25 protein-coding genes and 1 tRNA gene are annotated in these 25,247 nt (G+C 65.1%); 10 read left to right on the forward strand and 16 right to left on the reverse strand.

Translation table 11 applies throughout. The features are described from left to right. Positions 1–15: 15 nt before the first annotated feature. Positions 16–609 carry a TlpA family protein disulfide reductase gene (locus tag AAEO60_RS09310; protein ID WP_341673378.1) on the forward strand — a complete coding sequence of 198 codons (594 nt, stop codon included), beginning with the start codon at positions 16–18 and terminating at the stop codon, positions 607–609. Here the strand turns inward: AAEO60_RS09310 and AAEO60_RS09315 are convergent. Continuing rightward, the gene (locus AAEO60_RS09315) at positions 543–1,793 is read right to left on the reverse strand and encodes an FAD-dependent oxidoreductase (protein WP_341673379.1); all 1,251 of its coding nucleotides are present in this window, start codon (positions 1,791–1,793) and stop codon (positions 543–545) included. The genes AAEO60_RS09310 and AAEO60_RS09315 overlap by 67 nt on opposite strands. 68 nt (positions 1,794–1,861) lie before the next feature. Here AAEO60_RS09315 and AAEO60_RS09320 point away from each other — a divergent pair. Further along, positions 1,862–1,937, forward strand: a tRNA-Val gene (locus tag AAEO60_RS09320). 94 nt (positions 1,938–2,031) lie between these two features. Here the strand turns inward: AAEO60_RS09320 and AAEO60_RS09325 are convergent. Then, positions 2,032–3,081 (reverse strand): TIR domain-containing protein, encoded by a 1,050-nt coding sequence (locus AAEO60_RS09325; protein ID WP_341673380.1) that lies wholly within the window; start codon positions 3,079–3,081, stop codon positions 2,032–2,034. Between the two features lie 110 nt (positions 3,082–3,191). Here AAEO60_RS09325 and AAEO60_RS09330 point away from each other — a divergent pair, with 110 nt between their 5' ends. Next, the gene (locus AAEO60_RS09330) at positions 3,192–4,172 is read left to right on the forward strand and encodes an asparaginase (RefSeq protein ID WP_341673381.1); all 981 of its coding nucleotides are present in this window, start codon (positions 3,192–3,194) and stop codon (positions 4,170–4,172) included. A gap of 155 nt (positions 4,173–4,327) precedes the next feature. Then, positions 4,328–4,900, forward strand: coding sequence for a hypothetical protein (locus AAEO60_RS09335; RefSeq protein WP_341673382.1), 573 nt, complete (start codon positions 4,328–4,330; stop codon positions 4,898–4,900). A gap of 3 nt (positions 4,901–4,903) precedes the next feature. Here the strand turns inward: AAEO60_RS09335 and AAEO60_RS09340 are convergent, their stop codons facing one another. Beyond that, positions 4,904–5,881, reverse strand: a complete 978-nt coding sequence (locus AAEO60_RS09340) for a winged helix DNA-binding protein (RefSeq protein WP_341673383.1) — start codon at positions 5,879–5,881, stop codon at positions 4,904–4,906. A gap of 120 nt (positions 5,882–6,001) precedes the next feature. Here AAEO60_RS09340 and AAEO60_RS09345 point away from each other — a divergent pair, with 120 nt between their 5' ends. Both AAEO60_RS09345 and AAEO60_RS09350 read left to right on the forward strand, forming a co-directional pair. After that, positions 6,002–6,559: an RNA polymerase sigma factor gene (locus AAEO60_RS09345; RefSeq protein WP_341673384.1), complete on the forward strand. Its 558-nt coding sequence runs from the start codon at positions 6,002–6,004 to the stop codon at positions 6,557–6,559. After that, complete coding sequence (locus tag AAEO60_RS09350) at positions 6,556–6,924, forward strand: DUF6768 family protein (RefSeq protein ID WP_341673385.1); 369 nt, start codon at positions 6,556–6,558, stop codon at positions 6,922–6,924. Before AAEO60_RS09345 ends, AAEO60_RS09350 begins: the two co-directional genes overlap by 4 nt. Before the next feature lie 9 nt (positions 6,925–6,933). Here the strand turns inward: AAEO60_RS09350 and AAEO60_RS09355 are convergent, their stop codons facing one another. Further along, entirely contained in the window at positions 6,934–8,223 is a 1,290-nt protein-coding gene (locus AAEO60_RS09355; protein ID WP_341673386.1) for an adenylosuccinate synthase, read from the reverse strand. A gap of 121 nt (positions 8,224–8,344) precedes the next feature. Here AAEO60_RS09355 and AAEO60_RS09360 point away from each other — a divergent pair, with 121 nt between their 5' ends. Beyond that, the gene (locus AAEO60_RS09360) at positions 8,345–9,358 is read left to right on the forward strand and encodes an inorganic phosphate transporter (RefSeq protein ID WP_341673387.1); all 1,014 of its coding nucleotides are present in this window, start codon (positions 8,345–8,347) and stop codon (positions 9,356–9,358) included. A 127-nt stretch (positions 9,359–9,485) separates the two neighbouring features. Continuing rightward, positions 9,486–10,364, forward strand: a complete 879-nt coding sequence (locus tag AAEO60_RS09365) for an alpha/beta hydrolase fold domain-containing protein (RefSeq protein ID WP_341673388.1) — start codon at positions 9,486–9,488, stop codon at positions 10,362–10,364. Here the strand turns inward: AAEO60_RS09365 and AAEO60_RS09370 are convergent, their stop codons facing one another. The 3 genes from AAEO60_RS09370 to AAEO60_RS09380 form a co-directional block, all read right to left on the reverse strand. Then, complete coding sequence (locus AAEO60_RS09370; protein WP_341673389.1) at positions 10,365–11,489, reverse strand: ATP phosphoribosyltransferase regulatory subunit; 1,125 nt, start codon at positions 11,487–11,489, stop codon at positions 10,365–10,367. It abuts the gene before it with no gap. A gap of 59 nt (positions 11,490–11,548) precedes the next feature. Then, positions 11,549–13,135, reverse strand: coding sequence for a phosphoglycerate dehydrogenase (gene serA, locus AAEO60_RS09375; RefSeq protein ID WP_341673390.1), 1,587 nt, complete (start codon positions 13,133–13,135; stop codon positions 11,549–11,551). A 101-nt stretch (positions 13,136–13,236) separates the two neighbouring features. Further along, the gene (locus AAEO60_RS09380; RefSeq protein ID WP_341673391.1) at positions 13,237–14,397 is read right to left on the reverse strand and encodes a phosphoserine transaminase; all 1,161 of its coding nucleotides are present in this window, start codon (positions 14,395–14,397) and stop codon (positions 13,237–13,239) included. A 212-nt stretch (positions 14,398–14,609) separates the two neighbouring features. On the opposite strand from AAEO60_RS09380, the gene AAEO60_RS09385 reads away from it, so the two are divergent. Continuing rightward, complete coding sequence (locus AAEO60_RS09385; protein ID WP_341673392.1) at positions 14,610–15,332, forward strand: extensin family protein; 723 nt, start codon at positions 14,610–14,612, stop codon at positions 15,330–15,332. Positions 15,333–15,348: 16 nt separating this feature from the next. On the opposite strand, the gene AAEO60_RS09390 is transcribed toward AAEO60_RS09385, so the two are convergent. The 9 genes from AAEO60_RS09390 to AAEO60_RS09430 form a co-directional block, all read right to left on the reverse strand. Continuing rightward, complete coding sequence (locus tag AAEO60_RS09390; RefSeq protein ID WP_341673393.1) at positions 15,349–16,011, reverse strand: response regulator transcription factor; 663 nt, start codon at positions 16,009–16,011, stop codon at positions 15,349–15,351. 195 nt (positions 16,012–16,206) lie between these two features. Beyond that, positions 16,207–16,962 (reverse strand): proteasome-type protease, encoded by a 756-nt coding sequence (locus AAEO60_RS09395; protein WP_341673394.1) that lies wholly within the window; start codon positions 16,960–16,962, stop codon positions 16,207–16,209. 40 nt (positions 16,963–17,002) lie between these two features. Then, positions 17,003–17,827 (reverse strand): transglutaminase family protein, encoded by an 825-nt coding sequence (locus AAEO60_RS09400; RefSeq protein WP_341673395.1) that lies wholly within the window; start codon positions 17,825–17,827, stop codon positions 17,003–17,005. Positions 17,828–17,843: 16 nt separating this feature from the next. After that, complete coding sequence (locus AAEO60_RS09405) at positions 17,844–18,788, reverse strand: alpha-E domain-containing protein (RefSeq protein ID WP_341673396.1); 945 nt, start codon at positions 18,786–18,788, stop codon at positions 17,844–17,846. Continuing rightward, positions 18,788–20,185 carry a circularly permuted type 2 ATP-grasp protein gene (locus AAEO60_RS09410; protein ID WP_423970144.1) on the reverse strand — a complete coding sequence of 466 codons (1,398 nt, stop codon included), beginning with the start codon at positions 20,183–20,185 and terminating at the stop codon, positions 18,788–18,790. Before AAEO60_RS09410 ends, AAEO60_RS09405 begins: the two co-directional genes overlap by 1 nt. A gap of 109 nt (positions 20,186–20,294) precedes the next feature. Then, a complete protein-coding gene (locus tag AAEO60_RS09415; protein WP_341673398.1) occupies positions 20,295–21,089 on the reverse strand; it encodes an esterase/lipase family protein in 795 nt (264 codons plus the stop codon). An 82-nt stretch (positions 21,090–21,171) separates the two neighbouring features. Then, positions 21,172–21,732 carry a DUF3617 domain-containing protein gene (locus AAEO60_RS09420; protein WP_341673399.1) on the reverse strand — a complete coding sequence of 187 codons (561 nt, stop codon included), beginning with the start codon at positions 21,730–21,732 and terminating at the stop codon, positions 21,172–21,174. Positions 21,733–21,876: 144 nt separating this feature from the next. Beyond that, positions 21,877–22,419, reverse strand: coding sequence for a DUF3617 domain-containing protein (locus AAEO60_RS09425; RefSeq protein ID WP_341673400.1), 543 nt, complete (start codon positions 22,417–22,419; stop codon positions 21,877–21,879). 144 nt (positions 22,420–22,563) lie between these two features. Beyond that, a complete protein-coding gene (locus tag AAEO60_RS09430) occupies positions 22,564–22,893 on the reverse strand; it encodes a hypothetical protein (RefSeq protein WP_341673401.1) in 330 nt (109 codons plus the stop codon). A gap of 173 nt (positions 22,894–23,066) precedes the next feature. Here AAEO60_RS09430 and uvrB point away from each other — a divergent pair, with 173 nt between their 5' ends. Continuing rightward, positions 23,067–25,244 carry an excinuclease ABC subunit UvrB gene (gene uvrB, locus AAEO60_RS09435; protein ID WP_341673402.1) on the forward strand — a complete coding sequence of 726 codons (2,178 nt, stop codon included), beginning with the start codon at positions 23,067–23,069 and terminating at the stop codon, positions 25,242–25,244. Positions 25,245–25,247: the final 3 nt, after the last annotated feature.

Consider the following 25,247-nt stretch of genomic DNA (forward strand, 5'->3'; position numbering starts at 1 on the left):
TTGGAGGAGTTGTCCTTGCCCAAAGCTCGCCTTGTCCTGTCCAGCTTCGCCGCGCTTGCGGCATTGTCTCTCGCGGGCTGCGATAGAGATGGCGGGCAAGTGGCGCAAGAAAGCGACGCTGTCGATGGGGCAAGTGAAACTGCCGTACTGGTGGGCGAGCCCGACCCGATCTTCAGCGGGACGGAGATTCCGGCAGTCACGCTGATCGATCCCGAAGGTGCGGAACTGGCGTTGGCCGAGATTGGCGAGCCGGTGCTGCTCAACCTCTGGGCCACCTGGTGCGCACCCTGCGTGGTGGAAATGCCGCTGCTGGACGAACTGGCGGTGGATTACGAAGGCCGCCTCAACGTCATCACCGTCAACGAGGATGGCCGCGGCGCGGAAATCGTGACCCGGTTCTTTGCCGAGCACGACCTGTCCAACCTGCCGCAGTGGATCGATCCCGACTTTGCCCTGTCCGAAGCCTTCGGCGGCGGCCCGGGCCTGCCGCTTACCGTCTTCTACGACGCGGAAGGCGTGGAGGTCTGGCGCGTGATCGGCGACTACGACTGGGCGAGCGAGGAAGCCCGCGCGCGGATCGACGAGGCACTCGCCGCCAGCGCCGGGTAGTCCGGCGCGGCCAGTCCCAGCCGAGCGAGCGGCGATCCCAGCAGGCCGGAAAGGGTCGCGGCCTTCAAACGCCGGAACGGCCCGAGGCGCGATCCCGGTGCCATGACATGATCGCGGAACACCGCGGGCCAGATCGAGTCGGACTGGAACGGCGGGGTGAAGGCCCAGGTCAGCCACTGGTAGAGCCACACATGGTCCCGGCGCAGGTGGAGGAACTGTGCGAGCGCGGTTTGCAGCGAGTCGGAACCGCCCAGCGCCGGCGAGAGCGCCCAAGCATCGAGCAGCGCCATGTTAGCCCCCTGCCCCAGTTGCGGGCTCGCTGCGTGCCAGGCATCACCGAGGTGGACGATCCGCTCGCCGACAGGATTGCGCGTGGTGCGGTGAGCATAGCGGGCAAAAGTCAGCTGCTCCTGCTCCTGCAATTGCCCTACCGCGACTTCGCAGGCTGGCCATAGCTGGCAAACCCTGGTGCGCCAGGCTGCCATGCCGCTTTCCTGCCAGCCTTCGTGATCCGCGCCCTTGAGCGACCAGAAGAAAGCCGCCTTGCCCTCGCCCAGTGGCAACAGGCCCGCCATCTGTTCGGCGCGGGCATAGCGCTGTTCGAGCAGGCGCCGGTCGAACGGTCCCCCTGCGGGCCAGTCGATCGTCGCCCAAAGCGCGCCGAACGGCAGCCACTCGGCTGGCTTGGGCACCAGCGTGGACCCCAGTCCGGCGGCGTCGATCACGAGGTCGTAGACCGGCGATTGCGAACCGTCGGCAAAGACAATTCGGCGGCCCTCGCCGTGCAGGTCGCTCCCGGCGGCCGCGTGGCCGGTATGGATCGCGATCCCTTCAGCCTGCACCGCATCGTAGAGCGCACCGAACAGGCTGGCGCGGTGAATGCCGAGGCCGAAGGCTTGCGGCATGGACAGGTCGGCATAGCTCGCCTCCAGCACCCTTTCGCCTTCGGTGTTGAGGCCCAGCAGGGCATCGACCTGCGCGCCGGCGGCCACGACCTCCTCTGCCAGCCCCAGCTGAGCCAGCACGGCCAGCCCGGTCGGCTGGATCATCAACCCCGAGCCGACCGGTTGCGGCGCCTCGAAGCGTTCGTAGAGCGTGACAGCGTGCCCCTGCCGGTGCAGCAACAGCGCCGCGGCCAGCCCGGCAATCCCGCATCCGGCGATCGCAATGTCGAGCCTGCGCATGATCCCCCTTGACCCCCGTCAACCTTCCGCTAATGCGCGCGGCCTATACAGTGAAACCCACGCTGTTGGGGCGATTAGCTCAGTTGGTAGAGCATCTCGTTTACACCGAGAGGGTCGGCAGTTCGAGCCTGTCATCGCCCACCAGTCTTCACTAGGCGAACCAGTCCGGGGGACCGGTTCGCGTGACAACTCCCGAATGAAGCGACGGGCACGGCCTTCGCCAATCCCGCAACCTCCACTACCGCGCCAGTATCGCCCGCAGGGCCGCCATCCGGCTCGTCTGCCGCTGCGTTACGCAGGCGGCGTCATGGCAATTGGCCTTCATCGCGTTGAACCATGCGCGCTGTTCGGAGTTGAACGCGCGCAGGGCCGTCTCGTCCCCTGCCAGTGCTTCGCGGACCTGGCCGATCAAGGTGCCGATCTCTCGGGCACGGGAGCCGAGCGTGGGATCGGCACAGATAAGGTACTCGGTATCGGTGGCCGCACCGCGGCAGGCGTCGACCACGCGTTGCAGCGGGCCGGCGGCTGCCGGTGCTTGCGTGGGGGTTGGCGACGGCTGCGGGGCAACCGTGACCTGCCGGATCGGCGCAGAGGTGGGCGCGGTTGTGGGTGTCGGGCCGGGTTCAGCCTCGGCCAGTTCCTCGGGTTCCCCCGAGACCGTATCCGGTTCAGGCGTGACTTCCTCGGCCGACTCTGCCGCCAGTTCGGTAGTGTCCTCGTCCCCGCCCTGCGTCGCCACGATCCACGTAACGGCAACAACCGCCACGAGCGCCGCCAGCGCCGCCGCGATCCATGCCCAGGGCTTCGGCTTGCCGCCCCCAGCCTCTGCAACCGGACGATGCGACTGCGGGATCGGACCGTCGATGGCCGGCACCACGGCGGCATATTGCCGCGCCTGGTTGGCCACGCGGTCCATTACCGCCTCGCGCCGGTCGATCCAGTCGATCCACTGCGAATCGGCAAGATGGTAAGCTAGCTCGCCCGGATTGATCGCTTCAAGGCGCAGGGGGATGATCGGCCGCGCGGCCGTGTCGGCCAGGATCAGTTCGCGCTTCACGTGGCGGCTGCGGTCGGACTGTTCGCAGAATAGCAGCAAGATCGCCGCACTTCCGTGGATGGCATTGCTGATGGCCTTGTCGAAGGGTTCGCCGGGCTCGACGTCACGCGGGGCGATCCAGCAAGTGACACCGCGGCGGGCGAGCAGTTCCTCCACCTGCATGGCGGTGTCGTAGGTGCTCGAGTGGTGGCTGACGAACAGCCGGACCTCTTTCGCGCTGTCTTCCTGCATGAGCCCCCCAATTCCCGATTGGTCTGCCAAGGCTAGCGCGGTTGGCACCCGCGCGCCAGCCCGCGCCGTCATGGCTGGATAAGCGGGGCATAGGCGGCTATCGGCTCGCAATGAGCCATGCTTCGATCAAGGTCCTCGCCACCGGCGGCACGATTGCCGGACAGGCGGGCTCGGCCACCCGGCGCGACTATCGCCCCGGGCAGATCGATATCGCCACCTTCCTTGCCGCGCTGGCGGAACTGGGCGTCGCCGCGCACCTGACCGGAGACCAGGTCGCGAATATCGATTCGGCGAACATTGGCCCCGACATCTGGCGGCAGCTGCACGAAGGCGCGCTGGCGGCGATTACCGATCCCACCTGCGACGCGGTGATCATCACCCACGGTACCGACACGGCGGAAGAGACCGCCTTCCTGCTCGACCTGACCCTGCCGACGACCAAGCCGGTTGTGCTGGTGGGCGCCATGCGGGCTGCCGATGCCGTGGGCAGCGACGGCCTGCGCAACTTTGCCAATGCCGTGGTGGTGGCGAGCGATCCCGATGCCGCCGGTCGCGGCGTGCTGCTGGTGATGGGCGACCAGGTGCTGGCTGCGCGCGATGCCCGCAAGGCGCGCACGACCGGCTCCAACGCCTTCGAGGGCTTCCCGCGCGGGGCCGTGGCCCTGGCCACGCCCGCCTCGCTCGACTGGTTGCAGCCGCCGTGGCGGCTCGACGAACCGGCGCGTTACGCCTTCCCGGACGACTTCGCCGAGGTGCCGATCCTGCATGCCTATGCCGGAATGGGCGCGGACAGCGTGACGCGGCTGGTGGAAGCCGGCGCGCGCGGCATCGTGCTCGCCGGCATGGGCGACGGCAATGCGCCCGATACCGTGCGCAAGGCGCTTGCCGATGCGGCGAGCAAGGGCGTGCTGGTGGTGCGAGCTACCCGCGTTGACGAGGGACTCGTCGACCGCGATCCGGAAGACGAGGCCAACGGCTTTGTCGCCGCCCGCGCACTGGGTCCGGCCAAGGCAAGGATCCTGCTGCAAGTGCTGATCGCCAATGGCGTGACCGATCCCGCCCTGGTGCAGGCTGCCTTCAGCCGCCGCTGACCGCGACGGATTGGCTTCGCGACAGGCGCAGCCATTCATGCTACTGCATCCGCATCTTGCCAGAGATGCAACCATCCACCCATCCCTCGCGGCGGTCAGTCATGATCGGCGGAGCGGGAGCCGTGCTCTCGGCAACACTGATCGGAAGGCCAGCCATGTCCACCGCAGCCCACAGGTTTGATCGCGAACAGTTCGTTGCCGATTGCGTCGCGGCGCGCGGCGACGGAGGAATGCCGGCAGTGCGAGAGGTGCTGCAACGCGCCGTGAGCGATCATCGCGCGGTGCTGGATGCACTGGGCCAGCCCACCGGGGCGGCGATGGACGTGTTCCTGCAGTCCCCCACTCTGACGATCTTCACCGCGCACTGGACGCCGCGGATGAACCTGCTGCCGCACGATCACATGATGGAAGCGCTGATCGGCATCTACACAGGGCGCGAGGACAATATCCTCTGGCGGCGCTCGGAGGAGGGCTCGATCGAGGCCCACGACGTCAATTGCCTGTTCGAAGGCGATGTCGCGGCCCTGCCCGCCGACGCGATCCATTCGGTCACCAATCCGCTGCTGCGCTTCACCGGCGGCATCCACATCTACGATGGCGACTACTTTGCCGCCTACCGCCACCAGTGGGATCCGGACACGCTGGCCGAAGAGCCATCCGACGGCGAATTCATCCGCCAGATGTTCGCGGACGAGAACCAGCGCTACCAGGAAAGCATCTTCCGCTAGCGGTCAGACGAGGGCAGCAGCGTCCTGCCCCAGCTCGGCAAAATAGCGGGCCATGGCGTCCGCCGCCTTGTCGGTGAGGCGGATGAAGGCGCGGCGACGGTCGGTGTCGTCCTCCACCCGTTCGAACAGGCCAGCCTCGGTCAGCTGCCCGATCCAGCGCAGCGCCGTCGTGGGTGGCACACCCGAGGCGATACACAGCGAGGTCACCGACACCCGCTGGTGCTCCACCCGCGCTGCCGTCAGGTCCAGCAGCATGTCCCAGGCGGGATCGGCGAAGAGGCCCATATCGAGGAACTTTGCCCGTGCCTTGCGGGCAGCGATGATCTTGCGCACCAGCCGCGCTGATGGAAGCGGCGGACGCGGCTTGCGCAGCAGTTCCGCCTCGTGCCCACCGGCGCGGTAGGTGTCGACAGGGCTCTCGAAACGGAAGGCGCTGCCAGCGGCATTCTTGCCCCAGCCGTTCCGGTCGATCCCGTCGAGCCGCTCGGCCAGCTTGCCGACCTGTTCGGTAAGCCGCAGCAGGGCCAGCCGGTCCGTCTCCGTCAGTTCGCGCAGGCGCAGGCTTGGCAGTTCGGCGAGCATCCGCCCGATGGCGATTACCCGTTCGGCACGGAGCGGATCGACCAGGATCTGCGGACGCGATTCGGTGCAGGCGGCAAAGACATCTTCCAGCCCGTCAATCGAAGTCGCCACGATCATTCGTGCCCCGGCGTGGGCAACGCGGGAATCGAGCCGGATCAGCGCTGCGAGCCCTGCCCCGTCGGGCTGCGGACAGTCGACCAGCACCAGTTCGCCCAGTGGACACGCCGCGCCATCGGCCAGCCAAGCCAGCCCGCCGCACTCAAGGGTGGAAAAGCCTGCGGCCACGACATCCTCCTGCATGGAGCCACGCACGTCCGCATCGTCGGCAAAGATCGAAACGGCCAACGGCAAGCCCGCAGCATCGGCTGCCACTTCATATGCGAAATCGACCTGCGCCATGTTCCGAGTCTCCTGATTCTATGAGAACAGGTGTAGAACAAATAGCGATCACGTCAAGATTTCGGCATGCTATCGCATTGGTGCTTGAACCTTTTGCCTTTCCGGCGCGACTTACGGTTCATGACGGGAAAGGCACCAGCTAGCGCAGGGCTCTACGAGGAGTACCTCGTGACGCTGGCCATTGGTGGCGACCGCGAGGCGGCTGACCGACTGGCAAGGAGATTTCAGCCGCGCCTGCTCCGCACCGCGCGGCGGATGCTGGCCGATAGCGAACTGGCCATGTCGGTGGTGCAGGAAGCCTGGGTGTCGATCCTGCGCGGCTTGCCCAGACTGCGCGAACCGGCAAGCTTTGCCCCTTTCGCCTTCGGCGTACTGCGTCGCCGCTGCGTCGATGCCATCCGCAAGGTGCAGCGCAGGCGCGCGGTCTTTGACGAGGGCGCGGAAGCGGCGGGTGGATCGGCTGGAAGGCCGGACGACGCCATTGCCATAAAGCAGGCTTTTGCCGGCTTGCCACCAGACCAGCGGCTGGCCGCACACCTGTTCTTTGTCGAAGGCCTGACCCTGGCCGAGATCGCCCAGGTGCAAGGCGTACCCATCGGCACCGCCAAGTCCCGCCTGTTCCACGCGCGGCAGAAACTGAAGGCCGCGCTCGCCCCATTCAAAGGAGAAGTGCCATGACTGACATTGACGACCGTATCCGCAGCGCATTGGACGAAGACGATCGCGCCTTCCTCGACAGCCTCGAAGATCGCGGACTGTTCCGCCAGCTGGGTGACAGCCTGGGCGGGCCATTGGGAGGGTGGGCGAAGCTGGTCTTCGTCATCACCTTCCTGATGTCCCTGGTGATGTTCTACGCCGCCTGGCAGGCTTTCCATGCCGAGGACCTGCGCGCGACGATCCTGTGGGCGGCTGGCTCGGTGGCGTTGATCACCGGCATCGGCTTCCTCAAGCATTGGCTGTTCAGCCGCATGAACATGTTTACCGTGCTGCGCGAAGTGAAGCGGCTGCAGGTGCAGGTCGCCATGCTGGCAGAAAAGGACTGACGGCCTGCCTCAGTCGGCAAACGGATCGCGCACCAGGATGGTGTCGTCACGCTCGGGGCTGGTCGATACCGAGGCCACGGGACACTCGATCAGTTCCTCGATGCGGCGGATGTACTTGATCGCCTGCGCGGGCAGGTCCGCCCACGAACGAGCACCGACGGTGGTGCCTTCCCAGCCTTCGAACTCTTCGTAGATCGGTTCGACCGCAGCCTGCTCCTGCGCGCTCGAAGGCAGGTAATCGAGCACCCTGTCGCCCAGCTTGTAGCCGGTGCAGATCCTGATCGTGTCGAACCCGTCGAGCACGTCGATCTTGGTCAGCGCGATACCGGTGACGCCCGACAGCGCGCAGGTCTGGCGCACCAGCACGGCGTCGAACCAGCCGCAGCGACGCTTGCGCGAGGTGACCGTGCCGAATTCGTGGCCGCGCTCGCCCAGCTTCTGGCCGACCTCGTCTTCCAGCTCGGTGGGGAACGGACCAGAACCAACGCGGGTGGTATAGGCCTTGACGATCCCCAGCACGAAGCCCGCCGCACCCGGACCGAGGCCGGAGCCGCTGGCCACGGTGCCGCTGACGGTGTTGGAGCTGGTGACGAAGGGATAGGTGCCGTGGTCGACATCGAGCAGCACGCCCTGCGCCCCTTCGAACAGGATCTTCGCGCCTGACTTCTTCACTTCGTTGAGGCGCTTCCACACCGGCTGGGCAAACTGCTGCACGAAGGGCGCGATCTCGCGCAGGTCATTGATCAGCCGTTCGCGGTCGATCGGTGGTTCGTTGAAGCCCGCGCGCAGGGCATCGTGGTGCGCGCAAAGCCGGTCCAGCTGCGGGGTCAGGTCATCGAGGTGAGCCAGGTCACAAACGCGGATCGCGCGGCGGCCGACCTTGTCCTCGTAGGCCGGGCCGATGCCGCGACCCGTGGTCCCGATCTTGCCCTTGCCGGCGGCGGTTTCGCGCAGCACGTCAAGGTCGCGGTGGATCGGCAGGATCAGCGGGCAGTTGTCGGCAATACCGAAGTTGTCCGGCGTGATCGAAACGCCCTGCGATTCGAGCTTGGCGATCTCGCTTTGCAGCGCCCAGGGGTCCAGCACCACGCCGTTACCGATCAGGCTGAGCGTACCCGTGACGATGCCGCTGGGAAGCAGGCTGAGCTTGTAGGTCTGGTCACCCACGACCAGCGTATGTCCGGCATTGTGGCCGCCCTGGAAGCGCACCACCGCGTCAGCACGGGCCGCCAGCCAGTCGACGATCTTGCCCTTGCCTTCATCGCCCCACTGGGCGCCGATCACGGTGACGTTGGCCAATGCAGAATCCTTTTCGAGAGAAACCCGCCGCGCCCTAGGCAATGAGCGGGCAAAGGGCAACTGGCACGGTGGCCAAGGTCCCCGTGCGTGTAACCTTTTGCCAGCCGCAGGCGAAGCGGAAGTGATAACCTCTGGAGGAAATCCCATCACCGTCATCGCCCTGCTCGCGTTTGCTGCTGCCTTTCTTGCTTTCTCCAACGGCGCGAACGACAACTTCAAGGGCTTCGCCACGGTCTGGGGCAGCGAGACCCTGTCCTTCCGCCGCGCGCTTGTGCTGGCAACAGGTGCCACGGTACTCGGCGGCATCGCCTCACTGGTGATCGCAGAAAGCCTGCTGCAGCAGTTTTCCGGCAAGGGGCTGGTGGGCGACGAGCTGGCCAATACTCCCGGTTTCGCGCTGGCCGTGGCCGGCGGGGCGGCGACCACGGTAATGCTGGCCACGCGGCTGGGCTTTCCCATCTCCACCACCCATGCCCTGGTCGGCGGACTGGTGGGCGCCGGGCTGGCGCAGAGCGAGACGCCGATCAACTTGGCCAACCTGGGTACTGGGTTTGTCCTGCCACTGCTCTCCAGTCCCTTCATCTCGGCTGGTCTCGGCTATGCCGCCTACCGGCTGCTGCGCGCCGCGCGAGAGCGCAACGCAAGAATGCCGACGCTGAGTTCGGCTGCCACTACCGAGATCGCCCACACCCGCACGCTGGACGGCGTTCACCTGCTTTCGGCCAGCGTCATCTGCTTTGCCCGCGGGGTGAATGACACCCCCAAGCTGGCCGCCCTGCTGCTCGCCTCGCAACTGGTCAGCGGCACGGGATCGGCACTGGTGGTTACGGTCGCAATGGGTGCCGGCGGCTGGCTGTTGTCGCGGCGCGTGGCAGAGACGATGAGCCACCGGATCAACCGGCTCGACACCGGCCAGGGCGTATCCGCCAACCTCATCACCGCCGCGCTGGTGCTGTTCGCCAGCCGGCTGGGCATGCCGGTTTCGACCACGCACGTCTCGGTCGGTTCGATCATCGGTACCGGCGGCGCCGCAGGCACGTTGCACGGCCAGGTGGTACGCAACGTGCTGCTGTCGTGGGTGGCGACGCTGCCCATCTCCGCCGGCATTGCCTATGCGATCAGTTGGGTGGTCTAGCACAACGCTGCCCTGCACGGCTTGCTGGCCGATTAAACGCGCACCGATCCTGCGACAAATTGCGGCAATTCGAGACTGGCCTTGCCCTTCAAATCAGGCGGAAAAGGATGGCGATTGGAGACCCGCCATGCAGATCGCCCGCAACCTGATAGTCCGACTGGTTTTCTCGCTCGCCTTGCTCTTCGCCCTTGCCGTGGCCGTGTCACCAGCATTGGCACAAGACCGCACCGCCGCCATGCAGCGCGTGTCCTATGGCGAGGACCGTTTGCAGGGCCTGCTTTACTGGCCGGGCGCGGATGACGACGCGCCGCTGGTGGTCTTCGTCCATGGCGGGGGATGGTCGCGCGGTGACATGCGCATGATGGAGGGGTCTGCCAAGCTCGAGCACTGGCAGTCGCTCGGCTACGCGGTCGCTTCGGTGAACTACCGGCTGGTGCCCGATGCCACTGTCGAAGAGCAGGCCGGCGACGTGGCGAGCGCCCTCGCCTACCTCAAGCGCAACGCAGGCCGCCTCGGCTTCGATGCCGACAGGGTCGCGTTGACCGGCCATTCGGCAGGCGCGCACCTCGTGGCGCTGGTGGGCACCGATCCGCAGTACCTGCGTGCCGTGGGCCTTTCCTTCGCGGACCTGCGCGGCGTACTGCCGCTGGACGGCGCCGCCTATGACGTGGCGCAGCAGATGGATGACGGCGGACGGCTGATGCAGGGCCGCTACCGCGATGCCTTCGGCACCGAGCCTGCCCGCCAACGCGCGCTGTCACCCGCGCTGCACGCAGCCGCGCCGAACGCGCCCGATTTCCTGATCCTGCACGTCCAGCGCCGCGACGGGCGCACACAGAGCGAGGCGCTGGGCGCCGCCCTGCGCGCTGCAGGAACGCCTGCCGTGGTGCAGGAATTCCGCGGGCGCGGCTTGCGCGGCCACCGCCAGATCAACGTGCGTCTGGGCGATCCCGACTACCCGGCAACGCCGGTGGTCGATGCTTGGCTGGCACGGATATTCCGCTGATCAGAGCGGCTTGGCCGCGTCACCTTCGAGCAGGTGCGAGCAGCCGAGCGCGGCAGCGTCGTCGGTATCGGAAAGCGCGGCGACAGTGCGCCAGCCATCAGCGCGCAGCCTGGCTGCAGCCGAGCGGTCGTGGCCCAGCGGCAGGAACAGCTTGTCGCCCAGCCTCTCGTCCGCCTTCACCGCCTCGACGAGGTTTTCCGGATAGAGCGAGAAGCCGGTGGCGGGCTCGTCGCTGCCACCGATGCAATAGGTACCGCCGCGCCCAAGCGCGCCCCGCACGTCGTCAGCGTAGAGAGTGAAGCCGAACCACGACTGGTATTCGAAGCCGTGGCGTTCCGAAGGGTCGAGCGTCAGCCGGGCGCGGTCGCCCACGCGGGCGGCGATTTCGCGCAGGCCGGCGATGCGGCTGTCGAGCACCCCAGATCCATCGAGCGCTTCCAGCCGGGCAATCGACTGGTCGAAGTCGCCGGTCGCGTGGATCAGCGGCAGGTAAGCCTCCCCGCCTGCGTCCACGAGGCCGCCAGCGTCCTTCATGTCCAGCTCGCGCCGCACGCGGTCACGCGCTTCGGCACCCAGCGGCAGCGGGCCGTCCGCCAGCGTGTCGACGAGGTCCGGCAGGGTGAAGTCGACCGAGATCCCCGTCGCACCCGCCGCTTCCAGCGCAGCAATGGCCAGTTCCACGATCTCGCTGGCGGCGGCCACGGTATCGCTGCCGATCAGTTCGGCGCCCACCTGCAGGTCTTCGCGGCGCGGTTCGAGCTTGCTGCCCCGGATGCGCGCCACCTGCCCGGCGTAGCACAGCCGCAGCGGCCTCGCGGCACCGGCAAGGCCGGTGGCGGCGATGCGGCCGACCTGCACAGTCATGTCGTTGCGCAGGGCCAGCGTCCGCAGGCTGGAAGGATCGACGAAGCGGAACATGTGCCGCGTCATCAGCCCGTCCATGCGGCCCGAAATGGTCTTGGCCATCGAGCGTTCGAACTCGATCAACGGCGGGCGCACGCGGTCGTAACCGTGCGCACCCATCACTTCGAGCATGGCACGTTCGATACGGGTCGCTGCTGCCGCGCTTTGCGGCAGGCGATCTTCCAGCCCTTCGGGCAAGAGGTCCTGCGTGGGATCGGTCATGCGAAGGCCCCTAACCCCTTCGCGCCTTCAGTGAAAGACGCGAAGGGATAGTGCTTGCCTCAGAAGTGCAACGGCCAGACGCGCTGGACGTTGGGCACCTTGCAGATCTTGTCGAGCAACTCCTGCGGCACCTTGTTGTCGACCGAGAGCAACAGGATGGCGTCGCCGCCCTGTTCGCGCCGGCCCAGGTGGAAGGTGCCGATGTTGATGCCCGCTTCGCCCAGGATCTGGCCGACCGAACCGATGAAGCCCGGCATGTCGCGGTTGGCGATGTAGAGCATGTGCCCGGCGAGGTCGGCCTCGATCGAGATGCCGAACATTTCCACCAGCCGCGGAGCGCCGTTGGAGAACAGCGTACCGGCCACCGAACGGCGGCCCTGGCTGGTCTCCACCGTCACGCGGATCAGCGTGTGGTAGATGCCGCCGCGATCGTTGCGGATCTCGCGGATTTCCATGCCGCGTTCCTTGGCGAGATAGGGCGCGTTGACCATGTTCACACTGGAAGAATAGCGCTTCATCAGGCCCGCCAGCACCGCGCCGACAATCGGCTTCTGGTTGAGCTGGGCGGCGGCGCCTTCGGTCTCGATGGAGATCTTGGGCAGTTCGCCATGTGCCAGCTGGCCCACCAGTGAGCCGAGGTTTTCGGCCAGCGCCATGTAGGGCTTCAGCTTCGGGGCTTCCTCGGCCGAGAGGCTCGGCATGTTGAGCGCGTTGGTGACGCCGCCGTTGACGAGGTAGTCGGCCATCTGCTCGGCCACCTGCAGCGCCACGTTGACCTGCGCTTCGGTGGTCGAGGCACCGAGGTGCGGGGTGCAGATGAAGTTCTGCGTGCCGAACAGCGGGTGGTCGGGAGCCGGCGGCTCCTTGGCAAACACGTCGAGCGCGGCACCGGCCACGTGACCCGAATCGAGCAGGTCCTTCAGCGCGGCCTCGTCGACCAGGCCGCCGCGGGCACAGTTGACGATGCGGACGCCCTTCTTGCACTGCTCCATCCGCTCGCGGCTGAGGATGTTGCGGGTCTCGTCGGTCAGCGGGGTATGCAGGCTGATGAAATCGGCGCGCTCCAGCAGGGCGCCGAGGTCCACCTTTTCCACGCCCAGTTCGACGGCGCGTTCCGGCGTGAGGAAGGGATCGTAGGCAGCGACCTTCATCTTCAGGCCCAGCGCGCGGCTGGCGACGATCGAACCGATGTTGCCGGCACCGATCAGGCCCAGCGTCTTGCCGGTGACTTCCACGCCCATGAAGGCGCTCTTCGGCCATTCACCGGCCTGGGTGCGGGCATTGGCCTCGGGAATCTGGCGGGCGAGCGCCATGATCATGGCGATGGCGTGTTCGGCAGTCGTGATCGAATTGCCGAACGGCGTGTTCATCACCACCACGCCGCGCGCGCTGGCAGACGGTATATCGACGTTGTCGACACCGATGCCGGCGCGGCCGATCACCTTCAGGTTGGTGGCCGCTTCGAGGATCTCGGCAGTCACCTTGGTCGACGAACGGATGGCAAGGCCATCGTACTGGCCGATGATTTCCTTCAGTTCTTCCGGCGTCTTGCCGGTGATGACGTCGACGTCGCAGCCGCGCTCCTTGAAGATGCGGGCGGCGTTGGCGTCCATCTTGTCGGAAATGAGGACTTTGGGCTTGGTCATTTTATGTCTCCGTCGTCCCGGAACACGCCGGGACGCATGGCCTCAATGGGCCAGCAAAAGGGGGAAAGCGGTCCCGGGTCAGGCCCGGGACAACGCCGAAATCAGAGGTTGCCGGCCTTGAGCTCTTCGTAAGCCCATTCGATCCACGGCAGCAGGCGGGCGATGTCTTCGCTTTCCAGCGAACCACCACACCAGATGCGCAGCGACGGCGGCGCATCACGGTAGCCGTTGAAATCGTAACCGATGTCCATCTCTTCGAGCTTGCCGGCGATCTTCTTCGGCACGGCAGCCGCGTCTTCCGCCGAGAGGCTGTCGATCCAGTCACCCTGGAAGCACATGCACACGCCGGTGTTGGTCTGCTTGGCCGGATCGTCGACCATGTTGCGCAGCCACGGGGTGGCCTCGATCCAGTCCTTGACGATCTTGGCGTTGGCATCGGCACGGGCGAACATGGCCTGGCGGCCACCGATCGACTTCACCCACTCGAGAGCGGCGATGTAGTCTTCGGTTGCCAGCATCGAGGGCGTGTTGATCGTCGCGCCCTCGAAGATGCCCTTGTTGATCTTGTCACCCTTCTTGAGGCGGAAGAGCTTGGGCAGCGGCCATTCGGGATCGTAGCTTTCGATGCGCTCCACGGCCTTGGGGCTGAGGATCAGCATGCCGTGCTGCGCTTCGCCGCCCAGCACCTTCTGCCACGAATAGGTGGTGGCATCGAGCTTGGCCCAGTCCATCTCCATGGCGAAAATGGCGCTGGTGGCATCGTTGATGGTCACACCCGTGCGATCCGCCGCCAGCCAGTCGGTGTTGGGGATCTTGGCGCCCGAGGTGGTGCCGTTCCAGGTGAATACAACGTCGTTCTCTTGCGGCACCTGGCTGAGATCGGGGATTTCGCCGTAGCCCGCGTCGAGGACCTGCAGGTCCTTCAGCTTGAGCTGCTTGACTGCATCCTGGATCCACACGTTGCCGAAGCTTTCCCATGCGGCGACGGTCGCGGGGCGCGCGCCAAGCATGGTCCACATGGCGCATTCGAGCGCGCCAGTGTCGGAGCCGGGCATGATGCCGACGAGGTAATCGTCCGGCACGCCCAGCAGTTCGCGGGTCAGGTCGATGGCGTATTTCAGCCGGCCCTTGGCATATTTGCTGCGGTGCGAGCGACCAAGCGACTTGAGGTCAAGCTTGTCGACCGACCAGCCCGGAGGCTTGCATGTGGGACCGGATGAAAAGAAAGGGCGCTCCGGACGGAGCGTCGGCATAGCAGTCATTTGTATTCTCTCCTTACAGAGAGCTCGCGCGGCGTTGGGACCGCGTGGCCCGCAGCGGCCACTAGTTTCCGCGCAGATAGAGTCAAACGAAATTGCGGTTTCTTGTGTAACCGCAGGGATGACCGGATGGTCATGGGTTTCATATCCGTCGCCGGTGCGTTAACCATGTCTGGGCGCAGGGAATTAACCACGGACGGGGCATGGGAATAACCATGAAACGTGCAGTCCTGCTATCACTTGCAACGCTTGCCCTGTCGGCCTGTACGCTAGTGCCGCAAGCCTCCGGCGGCCAGCCCGCTGCAAGCAATTCGTCAACCACTTCCGGCAACCGCTCGACCGCGGGCGCTCCGGCCGTGCGTTCGAACAACCAGCTGCCCATGGTCCGCAACAATGCCGACAACCAGTGCCTAGCGCAGCTGGGCCAGGCCGGCGCGCGGTTCGAGGCCCTGCCCGATCGCTATTTCGACCAGGGGTGCAGCACCCTTGGCACGGTACAGATGCATGCGCTGTCGAGCGACAACGGATCGCTGGAGCTGCGCAACCTTGGCCCCGTCACCTGCCCGGTCAGCACGGCCTTCGCGGCCTGGGCGCGCTTCGGCGTTGACCGCGCTGCGCAACAGATCTTCGGCCAGCGCGTGGCCACGATCCAGACGATGGGCAGCTATGCCTGTCGCAACGTCGCGGGATCGAGCCGTCGTTCGGCTCACGCCAGCGCGGATGCCATCGACATCGCCGGTTTCGTGCTGGAAGACGGCACCCGCATCAGCGTATCCGACGGCTGGAATGGCAATTCCCGGGAACGCGAGTTCCTGCGCGTCGTGCAGCGCAGCGCCTGTCGCCGGTTCGATACGGTGCTGGGGCCGGACTACAACGCAGCCCACCGCGATCACTTCCATCTCGAAGGGGTGATCGACGGCAATTCCTATTGCCGCTGAGGGTTGATCGGCCCGGTCAGTAAGGGGCGCGGCGCGTGGCCGGCATTTGCGGCGCCTCGTCATCAGGCCGGTAATCGTCCCATCCAGCTTCCAGCCGCAGGCGCACGGCGTCAGCGGCATGGCGGGCGCCCAGCTTGCCCATCATGTTGGCGCGGTGGATTTCGACGGTGCGCGGGCTGATTTCGAGATTGCGGGCAATCGCCTTGTTCGAGCACCCCTCGCTGAGCCAGTCGAGCACCTCGCGCTCACGCTTGGACAGGGCGCCGATACGGCGGCGCGCGTCGATCAAGCGGCGACGCGCCTCGGCATGACGGCCGGCATCGCTGTGCACGTGCCTGATCATGCGCAGCAATTCGTCTTCTTCCAGCGGCAGTCGCAGGAAATCAAGCGCCCCGGCCTGGATAACCGCAACCACTTCCTCGACGCTGGGGTCAGCCTTGGCAGCCACCAGCGGCAACCAGATACCGGCATCGGCCAGCTCTTCCAGCAGGTTTGCGATCCCGTCTTCCAGCACGTCGTCGCTCGCAATGATCACGCCGGAGCGCGGGGGACAATCGACCAGTTCGACGAGGTCGGCATAGACTTCCGCATGGTGCCCCATCGCCAGGATCATGCGCGACTGCTCTGCGCGCGAGCGGCTGTTGCCGCCGATGACATGGATGGAAATGCGTGGTTCCATAACCGGGATTCTGCGCGAAATCCCATGCCGAAACACTCCGTATTAGTCCGGAATACCACTTATAAGCGATTGATGTAGAACGAAAGGCTAGTTTTACCTAGGGACAGGCCATGTCCAAAATGGAGCTTTCTCGATAGAACAACGGGTTGGCCCGTCGGCCATGGGGACAATTTCCTGCCTCGCCCTTTGGCCCAGCTAGGTGGAACTACCTACCTGGTCAAAACTGTAATCGGGCAGCGATTGGAAAGCGCTGCGCAAGGCATCGCTCCAGCTCGAAGAAATTTCCGTGAAATAGGGATCGGTGACTTCGATCCGCCGCTCGTGACTGGGCGAGAACCGGTCCCGCTCCAGCACCAGCAGGTCCAGCGGCAAGCCAACCGAGAGATTGGCCTTCAGCGTCGAGTCGAAACTGACCATCAGCAACTTCACCGCGTCTTCGAAGCTCATGTCGCGGTCGTAGCCGCGGATCAGGATCGGGCGGCCGTACTTGGTCTCGCCGATCTGGAAGAAGGGCGTGTCGAAGCTGGCTTCGATGAAATTGCCTTCGGGGTAGATCATGAACAGGCGCGGCTCCATGCCCTTGATCTGTCCGGCAAGGATGATCGAGGCAGTGAACCGGCCGCTGCCCTTGGGTCCGTTGTCTTCCTGCGTTTCGGCAATGGTCTCGCGCAGCAACCTGCCCACTTCGCAGGCGACCTGGAACATGGTGGACAGTTCCATCAGCGAGTTCTGCCGGTCTTCCGGTGCCTTGCTGCGTTCTTCGAGTCGGCTGATCACAGACTGCGTGGTGGCAAGGTTGCCCGCCGTCATCAGCGTGATGATACGCTCCCCCGGCACCGACCAGCTGACCATCTTGCGGAACACGGAGATGTTGTCGACGCCCGAATTGGTGCGGGTATCGCTCATCAGGACAAGGCCCTTGTCCAGCATCAGGCCAACACAATAGGTCATTTCTTGTTATCTCCGCGCGAGCGGGCAGACTCCGAACACATCACTGCTGCTGCTGTTCTTCCATCTGCTGCTCGACTGCAAGATCTACCGTCAGGTCTTCGGTTGCGGAGCCGAAACTTATCCCCGTAATCGGCGCGGCATCCGTATAATCGCGGCCGGTGGCCACGCGCACGTAACGCGGATCGGGGCTGATGCCGTTGGAGATGTCGAACCCGACCCACCCGAGTCCCTGCACGAAAGCCTCTGCCCAGGCGTGGGTAGCTTCCTGATCGATGCGGTCGTTCATCATCAGGTAGCCCGAGACGTAGCGCGCCGGGATATCGAGGCTGCGTGCTGCAGCAATGAAGATGTGCGCATGGTCCTGGCAGACGCCATGGCCGGCGACGGCAGCTTCTTCGCCGGTGGTGGTGACGATGGTCTTGCCGGTTTCGTAGGCGACATGGTCGCGGATTACGGAAGACAGGTTGTGCAGCGTGCCGACCATGCCATCCTCGCTGCGCTCGACCTCGGCGATCATTGACTTGATCTTGGGTCCCGGCTTGGTGAGCGGGGTCTGGCCGAGGAAGGCCCACAAGGGCAAGTGACCGGCGTGATGGCCGATCACCCCATGGTTGTCTTCGGTGTGGACCATCCCGTTGCAGGAAACCACGACTTCCTGCGTGCCCTCCTCCACCGCCACCAGGGTGACGTGGTTGAAGTTCTGGTCGTCGTAGGACAGTTGCTCGTAGGCGCCTTCGAAGTCCATGTTCCATTCAAGGATCTTCTGGCCCTGGGTCTCCTTGGGCGTCAGCCGCAGGCGCTGGATGCCATGGGCAACCGGTTGCGCGAAACGGTAACGCGTCGTGTGTCTGATCGAGAGGCGCATGGTCGTGTTCTCCTCCTCAGCTCACGAAGCGATAGTCTTGCGCGATGGCACCGGCCAGTCGCTGGTTGTCGGCGATGAATTCGAGCAGGAACTGGTGCAGCCCCTGTTCGAAGATGTCTTCAACGGTCTTGTCGTTGAGCCGCAGGTCCGCTTCGCGCATCGCGGCATGGCATTCGCCTTCCGCGCCGTGCAACTGCGCCAGTTCGGCAAGGTTTTCCCGCAAGGTCGAATAGCAGAATACGAGGCTGCGCGGGAAACGGTCGTCGAGGATCAGGAAGTCGGCGATCGAGCGCGCGTCCATCCGCCCGGCGTTGAGCCAGCGATAGGCGCGCTCTGCCGAAAGCGAGCGCAGCACGTTGTCCCACTGGCCGCTGTCGAGCGGCGTGCCGACATAGGAAATCGACGGCAGTAGCAGGTAGTACTTCACGTCGAGGATGCGTGCGGTGTTGTCAGCCCGCTCGAGAAAGGTACCGAGCCGGGTGAAGCAATAGGTCTCGTTGCGCAGCATCGAACCGTGCGTGGCACCGCGCGCCAGAGTGGATTCGCGCCGGATTGCGCCGAGCGCCGCTCCCAGCGTCGCGTCGCGTACCGGTTTGGCCAGCAGGTCGCGCAAGGTCATCCAGCCTTCGTTGACGGCTTCCCAAACCTCCGCCGTCAGTGCCGATCGGCAGGTGCGGGCATTGGTGCGCGCCCGCTCCACCATCGACAGGACGCTTTCGGGATTGTGCTTCGACCGCAGCACGAAATCGCAGACATGCGCGCCGGTGTAATCTTCGAAGTGCTCTTCATAGGCCGGCCGCAGGCCCAGCGTGGTGAGCACCGACTTCCATTCGCTGTCGGCCAGATCCTGCCCGCGCGTCAGGGCCATGCGCTGCCCGGCCGCCAGCAGGCGCGCAGTGTTCTCTGCCCGTTCGAGATAGCGGTACATCCAGAAGATGCCGTGAGCGACGCGTCCTAACATCAGTCGTCCAGCACCCAGCTATCCTTGGTGCCCCCGCCTTGCGAGGAGTTCACCACCAACGAGCCCTTCTTCAGCGCGACACGGGTCAGGCCGCCGGGCGTGATGTCGACGCCATCGGGCGAGCAGAGCACGAAGGGCCGCAGGTCGACGTGCCGCGGGGCCAGCCCCTTCTTCGTGAAGATCGGGCAGGTCGACAGCGAAAGCGTCGGCTGGGCGATGTAATTGTCCGGATTGTTCTCCAGCTTCTTGCGGAAGGTGGCGATATCCTTCTTGCTGGCCGTGGGGCCGATCAGCATGCCGTAGCCGCCCGAGCCGTGCACTTCCTTCACCACCAGATCCGCAAGGTTGTCGAGCACGTACTTGAGACTGTCGGGATCGGCGCACCGCCAGGTCTCGACATTGGGCAAGATGGCCTCCTCGCCGGTGTAGAACTCGACGATCTCGGGCATGAAGGAATAGATCGCCTTGTCGTCGGCGACGCCCGTCCCCGGGGCATTGGCAATGGTGATATTGCCGGCACGATAGACATCCATGATGCCCGGCACCCCCAGCACGCTGTCGGGGTTGAAGGACAACGGATCGAGGTATTCGTCATCGACGCGGCGATAGAGCACGTCGACCGGGCGGAAGCCGACGGTCGTCCGCATCTGCACCTTGCCATTGACCACGCGCAGGTCACTGCCTTCGACCAATTCGGCACCCATCTGGTCTGCCAGGAAGGCGTGTTCGTAATAGGCCGAGTTGAAAATGCCCGGCGTCAGCACCGCGATCGAGGGTTTCGGCCCGGCACCTTGCGGTGCGCAGGCCGCGAGGCTCTTGGCCAGTCGCCGCGGATAGTCCGAGACATCGCGCACCTTCACCGTGCTGAACAGCTCGGGGAACATGGCCATCATCGTCTCGCGGTTCTCCAGCATGTAGGAGACGCCGCTGGGGGTGCGGGCATTGTCTTCCAGCACCATGAATTCGTCCGGGCCGGTACGCACCAGGTCGATGCCGGTGATGTGCGTGTAGACCCCGCCCGGCGGCGTGAAGCCCACCATCTGCGGCAGCCAGGCGGCATTGTTGCGGAAAAGGCGTTCAGGCAGCCGGCCGGAGCGGATGATCTCCTGCCGGTGATACAGGTCATGCATGAAGGCGTTGAGCGCGCGCACGCGCTGCTCGATGCCCTTGCTCAGCCGCCGCCATTCGCCGCCACTGATGATGCGCGGCACCATGTCGAACGGGATCAGCCGTTCTTCGGCATCGTTCTCACCGTAGACATTGAAAGTGATGCCGGTGCGCCGGAAGAAGCTTTCGGCTTCGAAGTCCTTGCGCTTCATCCAGCCGTCTTCCTGCTGCTCCAGCCACCGCTGGTAACCGCGGTAGGCCTGGCGCACCGATCCGTCCGGTGCATGCATCTCGTCGAAATTGGACGGCTCGGAAGCGGTCACATATACCCCTGTTCAGTGCGGGAATCGGCTCATCTCGCAGTTGCAACATGCGCCATTCAGTCTCTTAGTCAAAGACTCAATCGCGCTTCAGTTCCTGATCAAGTGCCATGATGACCTCGCCAGAGTTGCAAAAGCCCATGTGCGTGCACCGCAAAGCGACCGCGCGATCGCGTTCTCCCGGCAGGCCGCAAGCCGCGCGGCGCGAGATCACGCCGTCGCGCGGAGACCAGAAGGCAACCGTCTCCACGGGCGGCTTTTCATGCATGGTGACGTCCACCGGCGGGGCCTCTACGCTGTGGCCGACGGTTACCTGGTAGATGCGCCAGATGTTGTTGGAATAGGGCGAGTGGCTGAAGGGGGTGCCCATGGTGATGACCTTGGCCACGCAATCGGGGTGCATCTTTGCCACCTCGCGAGCGAAGATCCCGCCGAGGCTCCAGCCGATCAGCACCACTTGCTGCCCGTAACGCCGGCGCACTGACTGCACGCGCTCGGCCAAGATGGCGATGTTCTGCGGTGTCGGCCCGTAGTTGTAGCCCAGCCCCCAGCGCTTCACCTTGTGCCCCGCGCGTTCAAGCTGCTGCGCCATGAACTTCATTCGCCACGGCGCGGTGGCGAAACCCGGCAGCAGTATGATGACTTTGGGATTGTCCGCCGGCTCGATCGGTAGCGGGGGCGAGAATTTGCGTACCAAGGGGGTCAGCAGGAAGCCTGCTTCGGCAAGGAACAGGCGCAGCGGCGGCGTATGTACGTTCTGCGGCGCATTGCCCGTCACCAGCCGCGCACGGCGCGTGAGCGAGGTGCCGACGCCGCGAGCGAAGGCGCCGAGGCGATGCCCAAGCGGTGGACGGGGATCGTCCGCCGTAGTCATGAGTGCGCCGCACCAAGAGCGGCAGCGCATAGCGGACCGGAAATCAGTACAATGCGGCTCATGACCGCAAGTCTAGCCTTGCCTAGCTGCAGTCACCAGTGCGTTCGGTTGTGACCCGCAAGACAATGTTGGCCTCGCCGTGGCCGGGGATCGGCTGGACCGTCTCCATTTCGAGAGTGGAGCTGGTTTCCCCCTGCGTCCCCGTCAGCGTGATTTCGCCCTGCGGACCGTTCTCGGCGAGGCACGACATGGCCATCGAGATATCGGTGCCATCGGCATTGAGGCGCGAGATCGTGCAGCTGTTGTCGGTCATGGCCGAGATCCATGCTTCCCGGTCCATGGCTTCGGTGACGCAGAAGCTGGGCTGCTCGGCCGCACCTTCGGCGAAGGCAGCGCGCAAGGCATCCATGTCCACACTCGAGGCACCGGGCACTTCAAAGGATATCAGTTCGACATCGGTGCTGTATTCGCCCGGCATCGGCAGGGCGATGTTGTCAACGTTTTCCGACAGGACCTCGTCCATGGTCAGGGCTTCGTCGGCCAATTCCTCGTCGGTGTCGCTGCCGCAGGCAGCCAGGGCGACGGCGGCCATGAGCGGCAGGGCCCGGGTCAGAGCCGGTGACAGGGCATGGGTGAGGCGCATCGGTAATCCCCTATAGGCAAGTGGCGGAAAACCCGCCGAGTTTCGCCTGCAGGGTTACCGTCGCGCCCTCACCCTGCCAATTGCGGCAAGCGGCAGCGTCCCAAAACCGGGCACCTGCGCCCGGACATGGTTACCGGCTGCGGCCTAGCTGCAGTCGCCCGTGCGTTCCATGCCGATGCGCATGGACAAGCGGCGTTCGCCACCCTCGGCTGCTTCGACTGCGGTCATTGTCATTTCCGAGGAGGTCGCAGTCTGTGTGCTGTCGACAGTGACGGTGGCTGTCCCACCGCCGTCCGACTGACAGCTCATCTCGGCATTCATGTTGCTGCCGGCAGAGTTCATGCTGGTTACCTCGCAGTCACCGTTCTGCATGGACTCGGCAATGTCCATCATGCCGCCGTTGAGGTCTTCCTCGGTCATGCACTGCGGCGGGGCCATCGAACCCATCATCTCGAAGAAGGCACGCGCCTGCTGCAGCTCTTCGGGGCTCGACTCCGGGTCTTCCAGTTCCAACACTTCCATGCTCAGCTGGTAATTGCCCGGCTGCATCGGTTCGCGATCCGCGACCGCTGCGGTCATCTCTTCAGCCGAAATGACACCGTCACCGTCAGCATCGGCACTTCCGGTTTCGCCGCAGGCGGCAAGGGCCAGACCGAGAGCGATCGGCGCGGCGAGAACAATACGCATTTGAAATTCCCCTCAAGGGCGCGTGGCACCGTGCCAACGCGTCTTTCAAGGCAATGGATAACAAGCGCTTGGCAAAGTGCCAACGCGCTTGCGCATATTTCTGTCGCTAGCAGTCGCCGGTGCGGGTGCCTTCCTGCACGGCGATCACCCGATAGGTATGCGACTGGCTGGTGGCCGGATCGACCAGCGAACCTCCATCGACACCACCATCCGGTAGCTGTCCTCCGCCTGGTCGATCCCCACCGTCAGGCGCGGGCTGGAGGTCATGCTGCCCTGCCCGATCTGGCACACGCCGCTGCCATCGACGCGCGTGGGCGTGACCGTGTAGCTTTCCATGGTGCATTCACCCATGACCTGCCGGTTGATGTCGTCTTCCTGCCAGTCGACGTCGGTGAACTTGGGTTCGCCGCAGCGGTTCTCACTGCCTTCGATGGCGGCGAATTCGGGCGGCATCTGCTCCAGCGGCAGGATCATCGCCGAAACAGCCCGCCAGGGCGGGCAGTGCCAGCAGCGGCAGGATTACAGACTTGCGCATCGGGTCCCCCTTCGATCGCCCGGATGGATAGGTGGCGGAAATATCGGACAAAGTGGTAAAGATCAGGCAAACCGCGTTGCCATTTCGTTCCCGGTGACCCATATCCCCGCCCATGGCAGAACTCGTCATCCGTCGCGGGCTGGAAGAGCCGGATACTTCCGGCGAATTCACCCCGCACCGGCCCGCGCGGCCGGACAAGGTCGAAGGCGGCAAGCCGTTCAAGCTGGTTTCCGAATACGAGCCTTCGGGCGACCAGCCGACCGCCATCGCCGAACTGGTGGCAGGCGCCAGGGACGGCGAGCAGACGCAGGTGCTGCTGGGCGTCACCGGCAGCGGCAAGACCTTCACCATGGCCAAGGTGATCGAGCAGTTGCAGCGCCCCGCGCTGGTGCTGGCCCCCAACAAGATCCTCGCCGCGCAGCTCTATGGCGAGTTCAAGAGCTTCTTCCCCGAGAACGCGGTCGAGTATTTCGTCTCCTACTACGACTACTACCAGCCGGAAGCCTACGTGCCCCGGTCGGACACCTACATCGAGAAGGAAAGCTCGGTGAACGAGGCGATCGACCGGATGCGCCACTCGGCGACCCGCGCCTTGCTGGAACGCGACGACGTGCTGATCGTCGCCTCGGTCTCGTGCCTCTACGGTATCGGCTCGGTCGAGACCTATTCGGCCATGATTTTCGACATCAAGGCGGGCGACACGGTCGACCAGCGCGAACTGATCCGCAAGCTGGTGGCCCTGCAGTACAAGCGCAACGATGCCGCCTTCGCGCGCGGCAACTTCCGCGTGCGCGGCGACAACCTGGAGCTGTTCCCCAGCCATCTGGAAGACACCGCCTGGCGCATCAGCTTCTTCGGCGACGAGATCGAGGACATTGCCGAGTTCGATCCGCTGACGGGCAAGAAGGGCCAGAACCTGGGCAAGGTGCGCGTCTATGCAAACTCGCACTACGTGACGCCCGGTCCGACGATGAAGCAGGCTACCGAAGCCATCAAGTTCGAGCTGGCGCACCGGCTGGAAGAACTGGAGGCCGAAGGCAAGTTGCTCGAACACCAGCGGCTGGAACAGCGCACCAATTTCGACCTCGAGATGATCGCCGCCACCGGCTCCTGCGCAGGGATCGAGAATTACAGCCGCTTCCTGACCGGCCGCCTGCCCGGCGAGCCGCCGCCCACCCTGTTCGAATACCTGCCCGAAAACGCCCTGCTCTTCGTCGACGAGAGCCACCAGACCGTGCCGCAGATCGGGGCCATGTCGAAGGGTGACCACCGGCGCAAGATCACGCTGGCCGAATACGGCTTCCGCCTGCCCAGCTGTATCGACAACCGCCCGCTGCGCTTCAACGAATGGGACGCCATGCGCCCGCAAACCGTCGCCGTCTCGGCCACGCCGGGAAGCTGGGAAATGGAACAGACCGGCGGCGTCTTCGCCGAACAGGTGATCCGCCCCACCGGCCTGATCGACCCGCCGGTTGAGATCAAGCCGGTCGAGGACCAGGTGCAGGACTGCATCGCCGAGGCCAAGGCCGTGGCCGCCAAGGGCTACCGTACGCTCGTCACCACGCTGACCAAGCGCATGGCCGAGGACCTGACCGAATTCATGCACGAACAGGGCGTGCGCGTGCGCTACATGCACTCCGACGTGGAGACGCTGGAACGCATCGAACTGATCCGCGACCTGCGGCTTGGCGTCTATGACGTGCTGGTCGGCATCAACCTGCTGCGCGAAGGCCTCGACATTCCCGAATGCGGCCTCGTCTGCATCCTCGACGCCGACAAGGAAGGCTTCCTGCGCAGCGAAACCTCGCTGATCCAGACCATCGGCCGCGCCGCGCGCAACGTCGACGGCAAGGTCATCCTCTATGCCGACCGCATTACCGGCTCGATGGAACGCGCCATGGCGGAGACCGATCGTCGCCGCGAAAAGCAGCGCGCCTACAACGAGGAACACGGAATCACCCCGCAGACGATCAAGCGCGCCATCGCTGATATCGTCGCCCACACCGCCTCGCAGGACGGCGTCACCGTCGATACCGGCGACGACGAGCGCAACAACCTCGTGGGTCACAACCTGCGCGCCTATATCGAAGACCTCGAGAAGCGCATGCGCGCCGCCGCTGCCGACCTCGAATTCGAGGAAGCCGGCCGCCTCCGCGACGAAATCCGCCGCCTCGAGAACGAGGAACTGGGCCTCGAAGAAAAGCGCGCACCGATGGTGGGCCGCAGCAACGAGGGCAAGCCCGGCACGCGCAAGATGCGTTACGGCAAGACCCAGCGGAAGATGCGGTAAACA

The sequence above is a fragment of the Aurantiacibacter gilvus genome, assembly GCF_038289935.1.
GTDB classification, from domain to species: Bacteria; Pseudomonadota; Alphaproteobacteria; order Sphingomonadales; family Sphingomonadaceae; genus Alteraurantiacibacter; species Alteraurantiacibacter gilvus.

What these genes read in the sequence shown, in the direction of transcription:
- AAEO60_RS09315 (WP_341673379.1), bottom strand. Translation starts at nt 1,793, where the DNA reads ATGCGCAGGCTCGACATTGCGATCGCCGGATGCGGGATTGCCGGGCTG.
- AAEO60_RS09325 (WP_341673380.1), bottom strand. Translation starts at nt 3,081, where the DNA reads ATGCAGGAAGACAGCGCGAAAGAGGTCCGGCTGTTCGTCAGCCACCAC.
- AAEO60_RS09330 (WP_341673381.1), top strand. Translation starts at nt 3,192, where the DNA reads ATGAGCCATGCTTCGATCAAGGTCCTCGCCACCGGCGGCACGATTGCC.
- AAEO60_RS09335 (WP_341673382.1), top strand. Translation starts at nt 4,328, where the DNA reads ATGTCCACCGCAGCCCACAGGTTTGATCGCGAACAGTTCGTTGCCGAT.
- AAEO60_RS09340 (WP_341673383.1), bottom strand. Translation starts at nt 5,881, where the DNA reads ATGGCGCAGGTCGATTTCGCATATGAAGTGGCAGCCGATGCTGCGGGC.
- AAEO60_RS09345 (WP_341673384.1), top strand. Translation starts at nt 6,002, where the DNA reads ATGACGGGAAAGGCACCAGCTAGCGCAGGGCTCTACGAGGAGTACCTC.
- AAEO60_RS09350 (WP_341673385.1), top strand. Translation starts at nt 6,556, where the DNA reads ATGACTGACATTGACGACCGTATCCGCAGCGCATTGGACGAAGACGAT.
- AAEO60_RS09365 (WP_341673388.1), top strand. Translation starts at nt 9,486, where the DNA reads ATGCAGATCGCCCGCAACCTGATAGTCCGACTGGTTTTCTCGCTCGCC.
- AAEO60_RS09370 (WP_341673389.1), bottom strand. Translation starts at nt 11,489, where the DNA reads ATGACCGATCCCACGCAGGACCTCTTGCCCGAAGGGCTGGAAGATCGC.
- serA (WP_341673390.1), bottom strand. Translation starts at nt 13,135, where the DNA reads ATGACCAAGCCCAAAGTCCTCATTTCCGACAAGATGGACGCCAACGCC.
- AAEO60_RS09380 (WP_341673391.1), bottom strand. Translation starts at nt 14,397, where the DNA reads ATGACTGCTATGCCGACGCTCCGTCCGGAGCGCCCTTTCTTTTCATCC.
- AAEO60_RS09385 (WP_341673392.1), top strand. Translation starts at nt 14,610, where the DNA reads ATGAAACGTGCAGTCCTGCTATCACTTGCAACGCTTGCCCTGTCGGCC.
- AAEO60_RS09390 (WP_341673393.1), bottom strand. Translation starts at nt 16,011, where the DNA reads ATGGAACCACGCATTTCCATCCATGTCATCGGCGGCAACAGCCGCTCG.
- AAEO60_RS09395 (WP_341673394.1), bottom strand. Translation starts at nt 16,962, where the DNA reads ATGACCTATTGTGTTGGCCTGATGCTGGACAAGGGCCTTGTCCTGATG.
- AAEO60_RS09400 (WP_341673395.1), bottom strand. Translation starts at nt 17,827, where the DNA reads ATGCGCCTCTCGATCAGACACACGACGCGTTACCGTTTCGCGCAACCG.
- AAEO60_RS09405 (WP_341673396.1), bottom strand. Translation starts at nt 18,788, where the DNA reads ATGTTAGGACGCGTCGCTCACGGCATCTTCTGGATGTACCGCTATCTC.
- AAEO60_RS09410 (WP_423970144.1), bottom strand. Translation starts at nt 20,185, where the DNA reads ATGCATGCACCGGACGGATCGGTGCGCCAGGCCTACCGCGGTTACCAG.
- AAEO60_RS09415 (WP_341673398.1), bottom strand. Translation starts at nt 21,089, where the DNA reads ATGACTACGGCGGACGATCCCCGTCCACCGCTTGGGCATCGCCTCGGC.
- AAEO60_RS09420 (WP_341673399.1), bottom strand. Translation starts at nt 21,732, where the DNA reads ATGCGCCTCACCCATGCCCTGTCACCGGCTCTGACCCGGGCCCTGCCG.
- AAEO60_RS09425 (WP_341673400.1), bottom strand. Translation starts at nt 22,419, where the DNA reads ATGCGTATTGTTCTCGCCGCGCCGATCGCTCTCGGTCTGGCCCTTGCC.
- AAEO60_RS09430 (WP_341673401.1), bottom strand. Translation starts at nt 22,893, where the DNA reads ATGATCCTGCCGCTGGAGCAGATGCCGCCCGAATTCGCCGCCATCGAA.
- uvrB (WP_341673402.1), top strand. Translation starts at nt 23,067, where the DNA reads ATGGCAGAACTCGTCATCCGTCGCGGGCTGGAAGAGCCGGATACTTCC.